At 55.4% G+C, this 16,984-nt stretch carries 21 protein-coding genes; 4 read left to right on the top strand and 17 right to left on the bottom strand.

The window, feature by feature from the left end; genetic code table 11:
* Positions 1 to 41: 41 nt before the first annotated feature.
* Complete coding sequence (locus tag FHS09_RS07590) at positions 42 to 209, bottom strand: DUF1328 domain-containing protein (RefSeq protein ID WP_183458395.1); 168 nt, start codon at positions 207 to 209, stop codon at positions 42 to 44.
* A gap of 370 nt (positions 210 to 579) precedes the next feature.
* On the opposite strand from FHS09_RS07590, the gene FHS09_RS07585 reads away from it, so the two are divergent.
* Together FHS09_RS07585 and FHS09_RS07580 are read left to right on the top strand one after the other, a co-directional pair.
* Positions 580 to 1,575 (top strand): DUF2795 domain-containing protein, encoded by a 996-nt coding sequence (locus tag FHS09_RS07585; RefSeq protein ID WP_183458393.1) that lies wholly within the window; start codon positions 580 to 582, stop codon positions 1,573 to 1,575.
* Positions 1,575 to 2,084: a DUF2795 domain-containing protein gene (locus FHS09_RS07580; RefSeq protein ID WP_183458391.1), complete on the top strand. Its 510-nt coding sequence runs from the start codon at positions 1,575 to 1,577 to the stop codon at positions 2,082 to 2,084. The genes FHS09_RS07585 and FHS09_RS07580 overlap by 1 nt, the downstream gene beginning before the upstream one ends.
* Positions 2,085 to 2,333: 249 nt before the next feature.
* Here the strand turns inward: FHS09_RS07580 and FHS09_RS07575 are convergent, their stop codons facing one another.
* From FHS09_RS07575 to FHS09_RS07565, 3 genes are all read right to left on the bottom strand, one after another.
* Entirely contained in the window at positions 2,334 to 2,549 is a 216-nt protein-coding gene (locus FHS09_RS07575; protein WP_183458389.1) for a cold-shock protein, read from the bottom strand.
* A gap of 417 nt (positions 2,550 to 2,966) precedes the next feature.
* Positions 2,967 to 3,446, bottom strand: a complete 480-nt coding sequence (locus FHS09_RS07570) for a GNAT family N-acetyltransferase (RefSeq protein WP_183458387.1) — start codon at positions 3,444 to 3,446, stop codon at positions 2,967 to 2,969.
* Between the two features lie 28 nt (positions 3,447 to 3,474).
* Complete coding sequence (locus tag FHS09_RS07565) at positions 3,475 to 3,825, bottom strand: DUF488 domain-containing protein (RefSeq protein WP_183458385.1); 351 nt, start codon at positions 3,823 to 3,825, stop codon at positions 3,475 to 3,477.
* A gap of 699 nt (positions 3,826 to 4,524) precedes the next feature.
* Between FHS09_RS07565 and FHS09_RS07560 the strand changes: the two genes are divergently transcribed.
* On the top strand, positions 4,525 to 4,884 hold the full coding sequence (locus tag FHS09_RS07560) for an antibiotic biosynthesis monooxygenase (protein ID WP_183458383.1): 360 nt from the start codon (positions 4,525 to 4,527) through the stop codon (positions 4,882 to 4,884).
* Between the two features lie 249 nt (positions 4,885 to 5,133).
* Here the strand turns inward: FHS09_RS07560 and FHS09_RS07555 are convergent, their stop codons facing one another.
* From FHS09_RS07555 to FHS09_RS07505, 11 genes are all read right to left on the bottom strand, one after another.
* Positions 5,134 to 5,361: a hypothetical protein gene (locus FHS09_RS07555; protein WP_183458381.1), complete on the bottom strand. Its 228-nt coding sequence runs from the start codon at positions 5,359 to 5,361 to the stop codon at positions 5,134 to 5,136.
* Between the two features lie 11 nt (positions 5,362 to 5,372).
* Complete coding sequence (locus FHS09_RS07550) at positions 5,373 to 6,053, bottom strand: DUF2264 domain-containing protein (RefSeq protein WP_183458379.1); 681 nt, start codon at positions 6,051 to 6,053, stop codon at positions 5,373 to 5,375.
* A gap of 40 nt (positions 6,054 to 6,093) precedes the next feature.
* Positions 6,094 to 7,245: a glycoside hydrolase family 88/105 protein gene (locus FHS09_RS07545; protein ID WP_183458377.1), complete on the bottom strand. Its 1,152-nt coding sequence runs from the start codon at positions 7,243 to 7,245 to the stop codon at positions 6,094 to 6,096.
* A 297-nt stretch (positions 7,246 to 7,542) separates the two neighbouring features.
* Positions 7,543 to 7,920 carry a VOC family protein gene (locus FHS09_RS07540; RefSeq protein WP_183458375.1) on the bottom strand — a complete coding sequence of 126 codons (378 nt, stop codon included), beginning with the start codon at positions 7,918 to 7,920 and terminating at the stop codon, positions 7,543 to 7,545.
* On the bottom strand, positions 7,886 to 8,521 hold the full coding sequence (locus tag FHS09_RS07535; RefSeq protein WP_183458373.1) for an FG-GAP repeat domain-containing protein: 636 nt from the start codon (positions 8,519 to 8,521) through the stop codon (positions 7,886 to 7,888). Before FHS09_RS07535 ends, FHS09_RS07540 begins: the two co-directional genes overlap by 35 nt.
* Positions 8,475 to 8,831 (bottom strand): FG-GAP repeat domain-containing protein, encoded by a 357-nt coding sequence (locus tag FHS09_RS23375; protein WP_425487767.1) that lies wholly within the window; start codon positions 8,829 to 8,831, stop codon positions 8,475 to 8,477. Before FHS09_RS23375 ends, FHS09_RS07535 begins: the two co-directional genes overlap by 47 nt.
* A gap of 193 nt (positions 8,832 to 9,024) precedes the next feature.
* Positions 9,025 to 9,819 carry a glutathione S-transferase family protein gene (locus FHS09_RS07525; RefSeq protein ID WP_183458369.1) on the bottom strand — a complete coding sequence of 265 codons (795 nt, stop codon included), beginning with the start codon at positions 9,817 to 9,819 and terminating at the stop codon, positions 9,025 to 9,027.
* 21 nt (positions 9,820 to 9,840) lie between these two features.
* Positions 9,841 to 10,185 (bottom strand): hypothetical protein, encoded by a 345-nt coding sequence (locus FHS09_RS07520; protein ID WP_183458367.1) that lies wholly within the window; start codon positions 10,183 to 10,185, stop codon positions 9,841 to 9,843.
* Positions 10,172 to 10,561, bottom strand: coding sequence for a hypothetical protein (locus FHS09_RS07515; protein ID WP_183458365.1), 390 nt, complete (start codon positions 10,559 to 10,561; stop codon positions 10,172 to 10,174). Before FHS09_RS07515 ends, FHS09_RS07520 begins: the two co-directional genes overlap by 14 nt.
* Positions 10,562 to 10,592: 31 nt before the next feature.
* Positions 10,593 to 12,335 carry an eCIS core domain-containing protein gene (locus FHS09_RS07510; RefSeq protein WP_183458363.1) on the bottom strand — a complete coding sequence of 581 codons (1,743 nt, stop codon included), beginning with the start codon at positions 12,333 to 12,335 and terminating at the stop codon, positions 10,593 to 10,595.
* A gap of 283 nt (positions 12,336 to 12,618) precedes the next feature.
* Positions 12,619 to 13,506, bottom strand: coding sequence for a LysR family transcriptional regulator (locus FHS09_RS07505; RefSeq protein WP_183458361.1), 888 nt, complete (start codon positions 13,504 to 13,506; stop codon positions 12,619 to 12,621).
* Positions 13,507 to 13,627: 121 nt separating this feature from the next.
* Here FHS09_RS07505 and FHS09_RS07500 point away from each other — a divergent pair, with 121 nt between their 5' ends.
* Positions 13,628 to 14,731, top strand: a complete 1,104-nt coding sequence (locus tag FHS09_RS07500; RefSeq protein ID WP_183458359.1) for a citrate/2-methylcitrate synthase — start codon at positions 13,628 to 13,630, stop codon at positions 14,729 to 14,731.
* 174 nt (positions 14,732 to 14,905) lie between these two features.
* On the opposite strand, the gene FHS09_RS07495 is transcribed toward FHS09_RS07500, so the two are convergent.
* Both FHS09_RS07495 and creD read right to left on the bottom strand, forming a co-directional pair.
* A complete protein-coding gene (locus FHS09_RS07495) occupies positions 14,906 to 15,322 on the bottom strand; it encodes a VanZ family protein (protein ID WP_183458357.1) in 417 nt (138 codons plus the stop codon).
* A 126-nt stretch (positions 15,323 to 15,448) separates the two neighbouring features.
* Positions 15,449 to 16,798, bottom strand: coding sequence for a cell envelope integrity protein CreD (gene creD, locus FHS09_RS07490; protein ID WP_183458355.1), 1,350 nt, complete (start codon positions 16,796 to 16,798; stop codon positions 15,449 to 15,451).
* Positions 16,799 to 16,984: the final 186 nt, after the last annotated feature.

The raw sequence follows: 16,984 nt of genomic DNA, 5'->3' as shown, positions 1-16,984 counted from the left end.
TCAGGCAGTTGGCCGGTTGTCGCCGGGAGCCTTGGCTTATCCTACTTCGGCGGACCGCGACGGCCGAAAATCAGTGCCAGCACAAAAAGTATGATAAATATAAAGAAGAGGATTTTTGCCGCGTCCGTAGCGACTGTTGCGACACCGCCAAAGCCGAAAAAGGCGGCGATAATCGCAACAACAAAGAAAATGATTGCCCAGCGCAACATGTTTGAACCTCCTGCCCGGCCTTTGTCTACTGGATGATTACCTAGTCCAATAGGTGCTATGCGGGCTAGCGTCTAGGTTAGGGTGCTGGAAGCGGGGCCACCATTATTTCCGCGTCAATGGCTGCTCTAAAGTTGCGCGTCGTCCATGCCCCGGCAACGTAGCGGCAGTTACCGAATCGACAGTAGGGCAAGCAGCTCATACCGATCCTTTCAAAGCACATCGATAGACTGTTTAGTCATTCACAAGTGAGCTAGGGTTAAATACAGTCATAGCGATGACAAGGCCAAGTGCGGCCCGTTCAACCAGGTGCGGCAGCGTAAACGGGATGGCAACTCGAACAGAAATCCCTGCGATACGAGGAGAAAGCCCATGGCTCAGTCTATTGAAAAAGGCGATATCTACTTCTTTTATCGTCCCAAGGTGAATAAAGAGAAGATCACGGGGATCGGCGACATCCAGCGCTTCCATCTCGTTCTGGTACCCGAGGGACAGGAGAAGGCCCGGCTATTCATCGTGGGCAAGAAGCGCCTTCCCGAGATTGCAAAAGGCAAGTCCCGTTCCACTACCCGGGAATGGATGATGAATGAGCTGACGGACAAGCCGGAGAAAATCGGCGAAGAGTTCAAGCCGCTCAAATACACAACCAAAACCCGGGGGAAGCAGGATCAGGGCGAAGCCATCCCGGTCGGCGAAGGCCGCTACGCCCTGTTCGAGCGGGAGGATAGCACCCGGTTGGGCTACAAGCTCAGCCGTCCCTCCAAACCGGGAAAGGCCCAGAAGGAACTGGGTATATTACCGGAGGCAAGCTTCGTGATCTCCGTACGCAATCCCGAAGTCAAAGTGCGTGGTTTTCCCGAGTCAGAACCCGGCTATCCCAAGAAACTGCAGAAAAAGTTCGCCGATGAGCGCTGGATCGATGTGGACGATCCCAAGCTGCTGAATTACGAGAGCGCACAGCTGGTGTTGATCGGAGCTCACGACACCTTGGAGAAGGCCGATGTAAAGATTACCGGCAAGCCGAATCTGTTCAAAAAACTGGGTTTGAAATCCGCTGACTGGCCCACCGATGCCTTGGAAAAGGGAAAATTTGCCAAACCGCAATTCAACGTGGAAGCAAAATCTCCGGAGGGCGATCGCGGCAAGGGTGGTAGGCGGGGTGGCGCCAAGGCGACCAAAACCGGTTCGGCCGCAGGTATCGCCCGCTCCCTCAAAGGGGTGGATTTTCCCAAGGATCATGACGGACTGGTGAAGTACGCCAAGTCCCACGATGCCCCGGACGAGGTGGTCGAGGTGCTGGAAGAGTTGCCGAAGGGCCCGTTCCGCAATATGGCCGAGGTCCAGAGAGCGCTCGGGGAGGTGAGATAATGGCTCAGTTCAGCTGCGACACCTGTGGGGAAACATTCGACCAGAAATCCCGCTACGAGCGCCATAAAATGACCTCCCACCCTCCGCAAGCCCCCACGGCGGCAGACCTGGAGAAAGCTTTGGGATACGTGGATTTTCCCAAGCGGCGCGATGAGCTGGTGGAAGCGGCCGAAGGGGATGAGATCAAGCGTATCCTCAAAGACCTGCCGGACAGGCGATATAGAGACGCCGCCGAGGTGGCCCGGGCCTTCGGCAAAATGCGCAGCCACGAAGAAAAACCCGAATATCAGCCCAGCAAGAAAGGTGGCGCCGAGGCCATGAACGCGCCCTCCGCTGCCAAGATTGCCAGCCTCTTCTCCGGTGTGGATTTTCCCGCGTCAAGCAACGAGTTGAAAAACTATGCCCAGGGCAGGGCCAGCGATGAGGAGATGCGGGTGATCGAGAAGTTCCATGACCACACCTATCGCGATATGTCGGATGTGGCGAAGGAGGTGGGGCGGGTGACCTGATTGGGGCGGAGCGGGATGCTCCGTTACTGAAAATCGTTATTCGCGTTAATCATACCCTTCCTCTCAGCGGAGCGGAATTCCCGATACATATTGGTGGCTAGGTTTTACTGGCCATCGCATAGGATTATTAGGGATGGGGCTGCGGGAAGAATAAAAAAGGGCAAGACCTTCCGGCCTTGCCCTTTCCGTATTTTCACCTCAGGGGTGAAAATTCCCCCAGTGGTAGCTGGGGGAGAATGTCACAATGGATTAGAGTGCGACAATATTTTCCGCCTGCAGGCCTTTGGGGCCCTTGGCTACGGTGAACTCGACTCTCTGGCCTTCGATCAGGGTCTTGAATCCGGTGTCGGCGATTGCACTGAAGTGTGCAAAGACGTCGGGACCTGATTCCTGCTCAAGAAAGCCAAAACCCTTGGATTCGTCGAACCACTTTACGGTTCCTGTAGTTGTATTACTCACAATCATTTCCTAAAAACAATAACAATGTTGTGCCATTGAAAATGGCGGTATAGCGGGAAACAAGCGGGAGTTACTAACTAAAGGACGAGGATTATGGGTATAACTTCGTAACAGGAGAGAATAAACAGGTAGCTTGTGTTCTAGCTGTCCGACAGTGTATAGCTGTTTGGGGGAAAGTCAATCTATTAATGAGCAAGAGATATAGCCCTCGATGGCGGTGACCACCGTGAGGGTTGTGACCATATTCATTGAGTGACTCGAACTCCCCGAGTAGTCTTCCGCTTCTTCTTGGCCAGGGCAGATCTCCTATAGCAAGGTGGCAGAGTGGCCTAACGGAGCGATGGATGTGCCCGACGGAGGTCAGATGTATACAGACTCCTTGGTCGTCCCGATGCCGACGATCCTCGGTGTTTCGGTCAGGATTCAACGGAATGTGCCGTCAGTTGTTTGCAGTTCTCTGGTCATAAACACACTGTTCGGATCTTCGCGGTAATTGACAAAGGGTCCGCAGTATTCAAATCCGAAACTGGCGTAGAGCCTTCTCGCCGGTTCGAAGGCGGCCATTGAGCCTGTTTCCAGGCTCAGGCGCCGGTAGCCGCGACTGCGGGCCTGGTCGAGTATATGTTGCAGCAGTCGCCGTACGACACCTTTTCTCAGATGTGCCGATGCAGTGCGCATGGATTTTATTTCCGCATGCCGGGTATCCAGTGTCTTCAGTGCCCCGCAGCCCATCAACTCGGCGCCATCCCAGGCGCTCCAGAAAGTGATTTCCGGCCGGCGCAACGCTTCCAGATCCAGTGCGTGGATACTTTCCGGGGGGGAGTGCTGGGCCATGCCCCTCAGGTGCTCGCTCAATAGCTCGGCCACTTCCGGGCCGTTCAGGTCATCTACTTTGATTTTCATTCAGGCTGAACTTCTCTATCAAAATGTGCTAGAGGACAGACTCGATATACTCTTTCAACGCGGCGGCATTGTTATAGCGCGTTTCCTTCGAGCTGAACAGGAATACGGCTTTCCGGGACTTTATGTTATCGACCAGTTCATCGACCGCGTCACGGTTATCGTCGAGTTCGGAAAAATATCGCTTCTTGAACTCCGGCCACTTCTCCGGATCGTGTTGGTACCAGCGCCGGAGTTCATCGGAGGGAGCGATATCCTTTAGCCAAAGGTCGACAGCCGCCTTGTCTTTCGACAGGCCCCTGGGCCACAGGCGGTCCACCAGAATTCTCATTCCCTCTCCGGATTCCGGCTTTTCATAGACTCTTTTAATGCTAATGGCCATAGGGACTCTCCTGGTGCGGTGTAAACAGAGTAGTCGTGGCACAAGTCTCTGTAGGATGGGCAGCTTCGCTGCGTTCCGTGACTCGCGCCTTCCCTGGCACTCGCCCGCTTCCCAGGCGCCTTCGTCGTCCAAATCGGCCTTCCTGCCGATTTTTTTGCATTCTACAGTCGCAGTTTGTAGCGGCCAGATGCAAGACGCATTTGCGCTGACGTATTTAGTGCCTGCAGTTGCCGGTCAGGCACAGGCATTTTGATATGCCTGACTTCATTTGCTGCATCGGTCGGAAGAACGCGAGAATTTTGCCATTGAGTCTCTTTCAGGGTTGTAGAGCAAACCAGCTTCTGCATGCAATTCATCTGCTCTCGAAGTAGTTCGCCTTCCGATGCGGCGGTAGACGAATAGCTCGCAAGGCTCTGGAAGGTAGTCCTCCCCATGATAAAAGCATCAAGATCCTGGTATTGGGAGGGTTGCAGAAGCATACGTCCTTGCGAGAAGGATTACGCGCCATAAACAGATCTTCCCTCTCTATCGAAACGGCCGGTCGGGAGGTTTCGCAAAGCGTAGGGGCGAACATGTTGGCTAGGGGGCTATACTCCTTGGACCATTTTCAAGGTTTTTTGGCGCAATCACGGTCGGTGGGATCAAGCGCCGAAAGTGCTATTGCAAACACCTGCAGAGCAGACAGAAGGAGTTGAATCCATGTCAAATCACGATTCAAGCAGCGCTACCCCGGCAGCCCAGAGCCCGTATATCCTGGTTAACCGCTTTGTTCCCAAGGCGGGCATGATGGATCACTTTATTACGCTGCAAATGGCGGAGACGGAGAAAATGCAGGATACTGCAAAGCAGTATGGCTGGCTGGGCAACCAACTGTACCGCGCGCTCGATGACAGTAGTGTTACCGTAGTTACCTTCTTTACCAGCCGCTCCAGCCAGCGGCAGTGGGCGGATTATCCCGGATTTACCGATCACCTGGAGCGCATCAGGCCCCTCCTGCAACAAGTGGACTCTGTGCCCTGCGCCCTGGCCGCCAGCTATGGTGATGAATTACCGGTTTAACCGGAACTGCGGCCAAACTGCCATCAAATAGCTCGACGCGATCTATTTTTTCGGATCTTTCGGCCGCCGTCATTAAACGAAACAACAATACTGTTATCCTTTGGGGAGCGGCTAATACGCTTCACAGGAACCAGTTCTTCATCGGTCCATTTCTCACCGGATTTTTTCCAGAGCATTAGAGTGGCGTAGATAACAGGTTGTTCTTTGTCTCTAGCAAGCTTGTGTGAAAGATTGATTGCCGCACTCTCATCACAGCAATGCATAGTGCCCCAAGCGAAACTCCGTCGGGGTTGTACTGAGGTTCTCGTCTACGCGTAAAATTCCATTTGGTAGTGGTATGTCCGCAAGATGGAGACGCACCTTGTCGTCGGTTTCCAGAACGGTGCTGCGGTAGTAAACGCCGTCGCTATATTGATTGAATTCAAACAGACGCAGAGCTTCCCACTCATCTTTCTTATTTTTGATGACATAGTTCATGGCCACTTCGATCAGCAGCGCTTCGTTGACCTCATAGCCCTGGGATTTAAAGAAGCTGAGAACATAGATGTTAAAAAATTGGAGGGTACCGTCGGCCCGTCTCCATAGCTAATCATGGTTGCGGCGAGTGCATCTTTTTGCGCCTTCCTGAGCGGGTTCCAGAGTACTTCCGGTGCGACGAACAGGGATATCGCTACCGCTCCAAACTCCACCAAGTTATGGCTCGCCCCGCCATCTTTGGCGCGCGGTGGTATGTAGGTACTGCTTTTTTTCAGATTGGTTAATTCAACGAGATGGTGGCGATAGTAATCTGAGAGTTTTATACCATTAATTTGCAGCTCGGGATTCTGCTTGAGTAGGACACTGGCACCGAATAGCGTACGCGAGAGACCTTCCAATTTGGCAGTGACTGAAACCGGATCTCTTACAGGGCGGGCAGCGCCGGGATGGTCCGGAAACAACATTGGGTCATCAATATTCTCGATATGGCTAAAAGCGCCTTCCAGTAAGTATAGCGCAGCATCTTCCCAGTGCTTTCTGGTCAAGCCCGTGTGGGGGCTGAGTTCGTAGTTCGGTTGGTCGATTATGAATATACTGTCTTGAGGAGGGGTTTGGGCCTTTGCCAAACTCACTAAGGCCACTAGCACAAGGGCGCTCAATGTGTGAAAGCTGAACTTTAGAATCCTATTCATCTACTTTTCCAAGATGGCTGAGCTACATGGTTCAACTTGGTTATTCCTTTACCAAACGATACATTTCCGAGGCCGCGAGGAGGAAAGCGCCGACACCAAAGTTGGCGGAGGAGTCTGCATCTACCACTTGGCCGGGAATAGCCCTTTCGCCAATTGGCTGAACGTAGCCAAGTTTTCCGTTTTCCTGGAGTGCTGTTTCGGTAAGGTACCCCCAGGACTTCGACACAACAGGCAGATAAGTTTTTTTATCGAGATAGCCGTTATTTATGCCCCATAAGTATCCGTAGGTAAAAAATGCAGTGCCGCTGGTTTCATGGCCGGGTGCGTGTTCCGGATCAAGCAGGCTGCGCGTCCAGTAGCCGCCAGGTTGCTGTGCGCCGGACAGGGTAGCGGCCATTTTTTGATAAATGGCAATATATTCGTCGCGGTGTTTGTTGTCTTTGGGTAAGTCGGCCAGGACTTTTGCCAGGCCGGCAAATACCCAGCCGTCTCCCCGAGCCCAAAAGTCTTTGCGGCCGTTTAAACTTTTATGCGCGGGGTAAACATATTTAGCATCGCGAAAAAACAGACCGGTTTCTTCGTCGTACATAATGCTTTTGGCGTAGGTGAAGTATTCGTGTAATTTTTCCAGGTAGATTTCGTCGCCGGTCACTTGATACAGCTTTGTCATTACTGGCATTACCATGTAGAGGCCGTCGGCCCACCACCAGTAGTCAACCGCATCGGTGGCCATTTGATATTCCATGACTTCCAATGCGCGGGCGATTTTCTGTCTGTCGCCGGTAATTTGATAAAGATCAATATAGGTTTGAAAACAAATTTGCCAGTCGCCGAATAAAACATGTTCATCGGTTTCGCCGTAGCTGTATTTCCACTCCGCGCGGCTATTCGATTTGGCTCCCGTCCACTGATTGCGCTCACCCCAACGCAGGGAATAGTCAAGATAGGCTTGATTGCCGCTGACAAAGTATGCCTCCATGTTGCCGGTGTGGTAGGCCGCGTGCTCCCAGAATGCCCAACCCGGTTCCGGATTTTGGGTCTGCCAGTAATCGTTGACGCGGGTCAGCTGTTCCAACACTTCCGTTGGGGCGGGCATGGGTTGCACAGATTGATGGCTTCGCGTTGCACAACTGCTGGTGATAAAGAGAAGGGGAAGCACAGCGAACAGGTTGCGAAGGGTATTTCTATTCATGTTATTTCAGCTCTGGTGATGCCGATTTTTATGGATAAACGTTTAACCGCTAACATTAAATCATATAAATAATATTGTAAAGTCTGACAGCAGTATAAGGGACTGGCCTAAATATTGACATAAGATGAGGAGCTTTTGACACTATGAGCAGTTTTTTTAGAACTATTTTGCTAAACAGAAATGCGGTTACAAGCGCCAGAACCAGGAAAGGTGGCGGATAGCGCATCGGTATGAAGATGCATGTTGGGAGGCGGGGGATGCTTTACCTTGTCGGAGGTCATTGGCACATAAGTGCGACTACTTCGCGCCACTATCAGGCTGAAACAGGCCAAATGTATTGCCCTCGGGATCTATAAAGTAACCCTGCCAGCAGACACCCGGAACTGCAAATTTCTCCAGAGCCAACTGGCGGCCATTTTCGATTATTTTCTCTGCCACGGCATCGAAGTCATCGACCTCAACGGAACAAACATAGGCGTTCATGCCTTGTCCTGATGAAGGGATTGGCGCGGGGCGTTTGAGCAGGCCTCTGCGTATTCCGTCCGTTTCGATGGACCAATACGGAATGGGTAATTCTACCTGCTTCGTAAAACCCCAGCCAAAAACCTCCTGGTAAAATTGCACTGCAGAGGCTGGGGCGTCAGCTCGAATCTCGAAACACGCTATTCCATTCATCCTGTTCTCCGGGGCGCCAGCGCTGGTCCCGGTTCGGAGAAGCGCCAAAATATAGTATGTTATTGGCTCCGGAGCGGGCCATGGCGATGTCCAGCAAGCCATCCTCATCAAGGTCCGCGACCGCGAAACCGTACGCGACGCCCTCGCCATCGCCGAATGGTACCGGCGTAAAAGCTTCCGGACCGTCGTTGAAGTATACGATCGGTCGCGATTCGACATATCCCACGATCACATCCGTACGGTCGTTTTGATCCAGATCGGCTATGGCTATCGCGTAGGGCGTCGCCTGAGAGGCTCCGAGCCGCTCTGCCGGGGAGTAGGTCTCGTCAGCCCGGCCCCAGAGGATGGCCGGACCGGTACGTTCATCAATCACGACCAGGTCCAGCAGCTGATCCCCGTCAAGGTCCGCTGCCTTGGCACTCCGAATCTCAGCATCGGGCGGGCCAAACGGGCGACGTTCCTCAAAACCACCCTGCGCGTCGTTGAGATAGATATAGCTTTGTCCTCCGTCCCGATGGGGCACGGCCAAATCGAGAGCGCCATCGTTGTTGAAGTCAGCAGGTGTGATCGTCATTGCGCACCACCAGATCGAGATCTTCATCGCTATCCATATCGACAAGCACACCGGAGTACGAACGATCCGGTTGCTCACTGACCGGATACGCTGGTTGAAACGACCCGCTGCCATCGCCCAAGAGGACAAGGTTCCCAAGTGGCCAATGACGCCCCTTAACCAGAACGATGTCCTGGTGCCCATCGGCGTTCACATCTCCGACACTGACGTTGGCCGAGGTCGCAGCGGAGTCCTCCAGGGCGACCTGTCGCTCGAAGCTCCTCGCTCCAGGTTCCCGATGCGAGTCTGGGGAACATGCGAGAAGAAGCGCACTGGTGCACAGGCAGGTCCGGAGCATATGTGTATTCAGAGAACTATATGGCATTACGTTGTTATCCCTTTCAGATGGCGCGTATGTATTGCCGACAAAGCTTTTGCGCGGGCGGAGCAGGGTATTTGGCGTGCTGTCTGACAACATTCAAACTCGCCTGCCGTGTGGCCGCAGCGAAGCGGGGGTGGGTCGAAGAGCGGCGCATTGGTGGATCTCGCTTTCATAGAACTTGAGACTGATACGCGACGGATGAACTGCAACGTTCCTGCGAGAACATCCGTAGCGCAAACCGTCCGGCGTCGGTGTCCCGCAGGCGCAAGACCTCTTCGCGCATTTCGGCGGGTACAGTGTCTAGTGCGGGATGGACAGCACGGTATTCGGCAGGAAACAGCACCGGCGCCGCGAGTGCCGCAAAAGTCAGGTCGGCGGCGGTAAAGCGATCGCCAGCCAGAAACCAGCGCCCGTTACTCAGGCGTTCGTTCACTTGGCGAAAAACGCCCCGCACACGCTCAAGTGAGTGCTGCGCGCTTTCCGGCGTGATCTTATACGCCGTGCGGACCAGGCGGCGCGCGAGCGGAGTGATCACTGGAAGCAAGCACGCCTCAAGCCGCGGTACGCCCTGCGACCATGCCGAGCGAACCAGCTTCGCTTGCGGGAGCAACTGGGCGTAGGCCCAATGCCGCGTATGCGGGCCAAGCTCCATGTCGAAATACTCCTCAAGCCTTTCAACGTCGCGCCGCAGCGCGGCATCGCGCGGGTACAGCAGGTCGCCGCCGCAGATCGCATCCGCATGCACGAGGATATCGGTGGAATCAATGAAACGGTTGCTTTCATGTACCAGCACCGGTACGGTGCCGCCGTCGTTGCGTTTCGTCGCAAGTCGGTGAAGCAGGGGCGCGTGCGGCTCTTTCCTGTACGGCAGCGCGACCCGGTCGAGCGCCCATCGCGCCTTCTCGCAGTAGTGGCTGAGTGGGATGGTAATGAGGATGGCGGGAGCGGTGTCGCTGCTGATCATGGGTTCGGACCGGTTTATCAATCAGAAACTCCAACGCCGCCCGGCGCACGTCTTTTGTGCACGGAGTTCATCAAAGGCTTGCAGAGCTTCATCGGCTACGTGTCCTTCACCTATTTTACATACTGATCCTTTCATTGTCGCAGAGAAGCCTTCTCTGAACGCCGCTTCGATAACCCCACCGGGCATGTTTACCGAAACTTGTGAACCACATAAACCAAGCCCGAAAGAAACGGCTACTGCAGCTGTACTGCTGCTACCTGAAGCGAGCGTATATCCCGCTCCACGCTCCCAAATATCAATCTGAATCTTGTTTCTATCAATAACCTTCATAAACTGCACGTTTTTCCGATTATCAAAACTTTTCATTGTTCTCAATAACAGGGCCATATTCTATAGCCAATGCGGGCGCTAGCTCATCCACAAGGATCACGCACTGAGGATTTCCCACGCTGTCCCGATAAAACTCGAAAAATTTTCCAGGGATGTTTATAGTTTCAGCTCTAGGACTTTGAAACTTCTCAATTCCGTGACTAAATCTTACTTCGCCCATTTCGATTGAGAATAGGTGGCCGAGTTCGTGAATAGTCGCGCGGACATCTCCATCTTTAGTTTCTACTGAAAATTCTCCGAAATACTTACGCACGAAGTGCGCAGTATTGTATGTCCCGCGGAGGCGTGAAGCGACGGAGTAAACTAGAAAATAAATGCCAAATTCCATCTGGGTAACCAAAGGATCAATCATCCTACGCGATACTACTAAGATGAGAACTACTCTATCCGCGCAGTTTGTAGAACCGGACATACCAGTCACGTGCACCGCTTACTGAAACAGAGTCCATATGGCGATGGAAAGTTGGGGCAAACTTTCGATGATTCGTTCCACTGTCATCGGTAACCGTAATTAAACCACCGCCGCAGTCGTATCCGCTACAGCTTCCGCCTTCCGATGGCATGCTCCTTGGTGAAAACCATTTGATGGCACCGTTCGTGGTGTCGTGCCCCATATCAACGGCAAGGACTTCTTGGGCAATCTGGCGAGTGTCATCAGTGGCGGCCTGGCCGTGGGCGTCAGAAAAATGGTCCCGCGCCGCAGTTGCATCTCGGGTGTTGAGGCGCACCAATTGGTTGCGAACCGCCCAGGCAATAGCGCGTTGTTCAGCTTCGTTGCCGACGCCCATTTCGGAGCGGATGATTCGGGCCACGGTTTCGACGTTTGCGCTACTGTAGTGATTGCTGCGGTAATTGCTGAAGGCACCGGCACGAGTCGATATCTGAACATTGGGAGAAACCAGGCCGCTACCGGTCGCGTAAAGGTTTTCACTTTTCCGTGTGGTGGAATTGTAGCGGTACGCATAAAGAACGCTATCCAGGCGATGGCGATATGATCCGTCATCCACCATATAAGTGCCTACATGGGAATAGCCCCGCTTTCCGTCCCAGTTTCTTGTATAGCTATCTCTTGGAAATGATGATTGGGGAGGATAGGTCGCCAGGTTGAGTGAGTTCCCACTACTGTCTTCGAGGTCGGACCGAAACCCGCGAACTTCACAGTTAAAGCGGACCCCGAAATCGACCGCATCTCCCGGTGCATTGATGCTGGCCGGGTTGACGGTATGGTCGTCAATAATCGTGTCGGGCGCATCGCTGCTGGTGCAGCGGCGTCGCTGAATAAATGGTTGTGGACCGCTGGCACCGGTGCTTTGTTGCACTACGTGAGTCAGCTCATGGGCGAGTAGGTGTCTTCCATCGCTCGTTTCCGGAGAATATTGTCCAGCTCCAAACACGACATCCCGCCCTGAGGTAAAGGCGCGGGCGTGCAGGGAGTGTGCAACATTTCCAGCGTTGGAATCCGTATGAACCCGAACTTGACTGAAATCGCGACCAAACCGTGGTTCAAAAAAGCCTCGTACCGAATCGGATAACGGGCGACCCCGTCCCTTTATGTTGTTAATTTGTGCGGTAACGTTGCTGGAGACAGTGGTCGTCGCTGTCGAGTTCTTTTTCTTCAGTTGCAGCGTTTCGCCCTCCGTTTCCGGAGTTTGACGCTGTATCACATTGCCTTCATCTTCATTCGGCTGCTGTTGCAGCTCGTCCGAGCATTCAGCGCACAGCCTTTGCACCGTCGATGGTTCCGCCTTGCGTTGAATGTCCGGTGTCTCCTCCTCTTGTTGAGGTTCCGGCATTCGCATTACCCTGTCGGCAACGTGATCGGCTTCCTGTTCGTAGCTGTCGTTTGCGCCACCGACAAAGAGCTTGGCCTGCACAAGGGCGCCTGCGGCCGGATCGAAAGTTGCGGATTGATTAACACCTGGGAGTTCCGCAATTTGCCCGCTTTCCTTCTCCGGCAGTCGCCTGCCCTGATCGCCACTATCGATTAAGCTCCGCTTGTCCATAGCGATGTGCGACCAAAGTCTATTTGGCCTGGAAAGATTGGGGGCGTTTCCTTTGTGTTCGGCCTTTCGGTGGTTCGCCGGAGCTTTACTTCGCGGCTTGCGTTGAATTGTGGAAGGTTGCATTCGGCGCCTCCTCCTTGCTCACAAAGTTGTGCGCCACAAATCTGCGCAAAATGCTACGCCGGGGTTGAAAAGCGTCGTCTTTATACTCACGTAAATCCCGGAGACGACACTTGGCAATCTTGTGAATCACATCCTCTGGCAGGGCTTTGTTGTAGGGAACCTGACGGCCGGGGTCTCCAGGCTTATAGCTAATAGATATTTTTGGCAAGAATGCTTTGGTAGCCCCAGCCCGTCAAGCCTAAAGATAAAGTAGTACGTTTCGACCTCTTCCTGTTCTGCCTCATCATTCGCTCCGGCTGGAGTGACCGGGCCCGTCGACCCAGTAGCGCCGGCATACCTCAATAAAATCCTGGGCTACCGGGCTCAAATCCCGGTCCTTGCGATAAAACAAACCCACCTGGCGTTCGATACGGGCAAAGTCGAATTCATTCAGCGCGCGGAAATGCTGGATGTGCGACAACTGCCGTGTCACTTCCGTGCTGATGTAGCCCACGGCCAGTCCCCGGTCGATAAGATTCAGGCGCACGTTCAGGCTGCTGATCTGCCAGATCATCCGGAAGTTATCGCGCAGCTTTTCCTGGTAGGGCCTTTGGTCCGGCTCGTCCAGCGAAGACACCACAAGGGGGATACGTTGCAGCTCCTTGGCGGTCATCTCGGCGCGGTGGAGCGGGTGCTTCGGGCTGATCATCAGCAGTCGGTGTTCGTTGTACAGCGGGGCGCTACTGAAGCGGTCCATCCGTGTCTGGAAGGGTCCGAGCCCCAGTTCAACCTCGCCGCTCATCACCGCCTGCACGATGGCACGCGAGGGTTGTTCGACCAGCCGCAGCCGGGCCTCCGGCCAGCGGCCGATAAAGGTGTGGATCAGGTTCGCACCGGCGAATCGGTTGTTGGTGCTGTCGATGGCCACGCTCAATTGCTGGTCCAGGCCGCGCGCCAGCCGCGACAGGTCCGCCAGCACCGCCTGCTCCTGCTGCAACTGGTCGTCCACGTAGCGGTAGAGGCGGCGGCCGGCCTGGGTCAGGCGCACCGGCCGGTCGCGGATCAACAGCGGCTGGTTTAGCTTCACTTCCAGTTGCTTGACGGCCTGGCTGACCGCCGACTGGGTGAGGTGGAGTTCCTGGGCCGCGGCGCGAAAGCCACCGGAACGGGCCACAGAGTGAAAGATACGCATTTCACTGCTTTCCAGGCGCATGATAAGCCCTGCTAATCGTTCGTTTATAAAGTTTAATTAGATTAACAGCGACCCTCGCATTTTAATAGCGCCATCACAAACACAGTGTGAGGAGATTGTCATGACCGAGGAAATCAACGCAGGTTTGGAAGGCGTTGTCGTAGGTGAGACGGAACTGTCCAACGTGGAAGGCGATATCGGCCGCCTGACCTATCGCGGCGAACCCATCGAGGCTCTGGTTGGGCGGGACTTTCCCGCCGTGATCAACTGGCTGATGACCGGTGAGTGGCTGGATGCGGAGCAGTGCCGGGAACTGGACCGCTGGCTGGCTGACGAATCCGAGCTGAGCGCAGTCGAGGCCGGGGTGCTGGAACAACTGCCCCGCGACATCCACCCGATGGCGGTGCTGCAGGCCCTGGCGCCCATCGCCGACCTGACCCCGGCCCAACAACCGCCGGCCTGGCTGGACGGGCAGTGGGTGCCCGGTATGGTCCTGGCCGCCCGCATCAATGCCGCCGTCCGGATCTGGCACAACTTGAGCCAGAATGGCGACGTCTTCGCCGTACCCGCCGGCCTGGGTTTCCTGGAAAAACTGCTCTACGGCATCAATGGCGCCGCGCCCGGCGAACAGGCCCTGCAGGCCATCAACACCACCCAGATCCTGCAACTGGACCACAGCTTCAACGCCGGTACCTTCGCCGGACGGGTTATCGCCAGCACCGGCGCCAGCCTGTCCGCCAGCGTCGCCGGCAGCCTGGGCGCCCTGTCCGGCCCGCTCCACGGCGGTGCCGACGAAGCGGCGGTGATGATGGCGCGCCGGATCGGCAGCCCCGAGAAAGCCGATGAATGGGTGCGCGACGCCCTGGCCAACAAGGTCAAGATCATGGGCATGGGGCACCGCGAATACAAACGCCTCGACCCCCGCGCCGCCATCCTCAAACCCATGGCCCGCCAGTTCTGCGAAGGCACCGAATGGCAGACACTGATGGAAACCCTGGTAGCGGTTGAGGACACCTGCCAGGATGTCTTCAGTGCCAAGGGGAAGGAAATCCATGCGAACCTGGAGTTCTACAAAGGCGCCGTCTACTTGGCGCTGGGCATTCCGGAGCGATACTTCACCTCCCTGTTTGCCTGCAGCCGCGTGTTCGGCTGGATCTCACACTTCCACGAGTTCAACAGGGACCCGCGGCTGATCCGCCCCCGCGCGCTCTACGTCGGCCGTTGAGAGGGTTGTGCCGGCGCAATGCCGGCACTCCGATGGAATTTCGCCGGCGTGTCCCGCCGGCGTTATCAATCCCTATTCTGATGCCGTCCTCGCAGGCCGAGTTGGATTACTTTTCCACCGGAAAGGTTTCTGGCCCGCGAAATACTCGAGCTTCTCTCTAATTCTAACGCCAGGCTAAACAGAGCTGTTTTCGGCGCTCTTATCAGAGATTTTCACTGAATATTTTCTGATTAAATATGCAACCCCAATTGCCACTAATATGCCGAAAGAGTCTGCGGTTAGATCTGCCAGGTCGAAAGTTCGAAATGGTATGAACACTTGACTGATTTCTTCACCCAGAACAAATAGCGCAACCAGAGCTCCACCATAATAGATATTTAGCCAGCCAACAGTAAATGAGCGAAATCGGGTGGCGACAACGACAGTCAAAGTAAGTGTGCCAAAGAGGAAAAAATGTCCGATCTTGTCTCCATAGGGAATTGACCTAACGAAATCGAAAAACAGGCTGTCACTGCCACTATTGGCAAGGTAAATAATCCATAAAATAAATAGGAAAAAACTCGTAGCTATCGCAGTTGTTAATTTAGTCATAACTTTTTGCAAAATCCGGAAAATTCTTTGAGTCTTATCCCGCCCTGCGGTGTACACCGACTTACCGCGGGGCCGGGCGTGGAGCGGCGGCAGGCGGCCGCCCCGTTCGCCGTTTCTAAAGGGTTTTCATCCGGCAGGGTCCGACGCGGACTTGCCTGTGCTGCGTACCGAGAAGGCGTACCAGTCCAGTCTTCGGGTCACCAGCATGACTGCCGCCAGGGCCGCGAACAACAGCAAAGCGCCCAACAACAATGCATAGTCTTCCGCCATCAGGATGCCGTAGATCAGCCCGAGCACCAGCAGCAGGCTGCCGGCAAATCCCCAGCCGGCCCGGGCCGATCGCAGCACCGCCATCAGGTAGACGCCGATCAGGCCGCAGCAGGCCAATGCCGCCGACAGGTAGGCCAATACGAAGTCGATATGCTCGCTGAGGGCCACCAGCAGCAGGTAAAACATGGCCAGTGCCAGCCCAACCAGCAGGTACTGCATGGCGTGCAGCGGATAGCGACGCAGCACCTCGAACAGGAAGAAGGCGGCGAAGGTGAGGCCGACAATCAGAAAGCTGTATTTCAGGGCTCTTTCGCTGGATAACAGGCCGGTGACCGGCTGCACCAGCCGCACCCCCATGGCCTGGCCGGCGTCGTCGCAGACCCGGCCGTTGCGGGCGCAATGGATGGCGCTGGCGGCGGCAAGGCTGTTGGTGCGCCACTGGCTGGTAAAGCCTTCGGCACTGATCTCCCGGTCCACCGGCAGCACCAGTCCTTCAAAGCTGGGATGGGGCCAGTCGGCGCGCAGTCCCAGGCGGGTCTCCTTGGCCAGGGGCAACAGCGCCAGGGAGTCGGTGCCGTTCAAATTGAGCCGCACCTTGACGGTAAAGGCGCCGGTCAGGTCCGCCGGCAACTGCACCGCTATCACGGAGTCTCCCAGCGCCTGCGGTAGTTGTTCGGTTTCCACCAGCGGCAGGGGCGTGTCGTTGACCAGAATCTGGGGCCGTTCCACCAGGCCTCGCAGGTCACTGATGCGCATGATCAGCAGGGGCGGCCGGGACGATACCACCTGTTCCGGCTCGTCCACCGCCTGCCAATTGGCGGGAAACACGGCTTCCAGAGTGAGCAGGCTGCGGTAGACCGGGGTGCCGTAGATGCCCCGGTAGCGCATTTCGGTCTGCAACTGGCCCTCCACGCTGAGCGTGTCGGGAATCTGGCTTTCCAGCACCGAGCGCTGTTCCACCGTCGCGCAGCGCTCCTGGCGCCGGCAGTCTCCGCGCTCCACCAATTGTTCGCGCACCCGGGGCACCACCACCAGGGGGCCACTGAGGGTCTGTACGCCGCTGACCTGCCGGGCGATCTGGTATTTCACCTGCCGGGCCTCGTTGCTGCGCTCGGCAACCTTGCCCTGGATCATCAACAGGGGCACCACCAGCAATAGCATTAGCCCGGCGATGGTGAGTAGTTTAAAAAACAGTGTCTGACGCATGGGGTTCCTCTCCCTTCTTCTAACGGGTTGTTCGCGAGGTCCCAGCATGGCGGGTCGGTTTGGGGGTTTTATGGGGATTGTGTGGGGAAGTGGTGGATAGTCGGGGAAACTATTAACTCAAGTTTCGGGGTTCAGTTCGAGGAGCTGGAGCGGGGTGGGCCTTTCTGGGACACGGGCTAGGCGCCC

Origin of the sequence: Microbulbifer rhizosphaerae (assembly GCF_014191725.1) — a bacterium.
Classification (GTDB): domain Bacteria; phylum Pseudomonadota; class Gammaproteobacteria; order Pseudomonadales; family Cellvibrionaceae; genus Microbulbifer; species Microbulbifer rhizosphaerae.
This window is presented reverse-complemented; position numbering and strand designations above follow the sequence as displayed.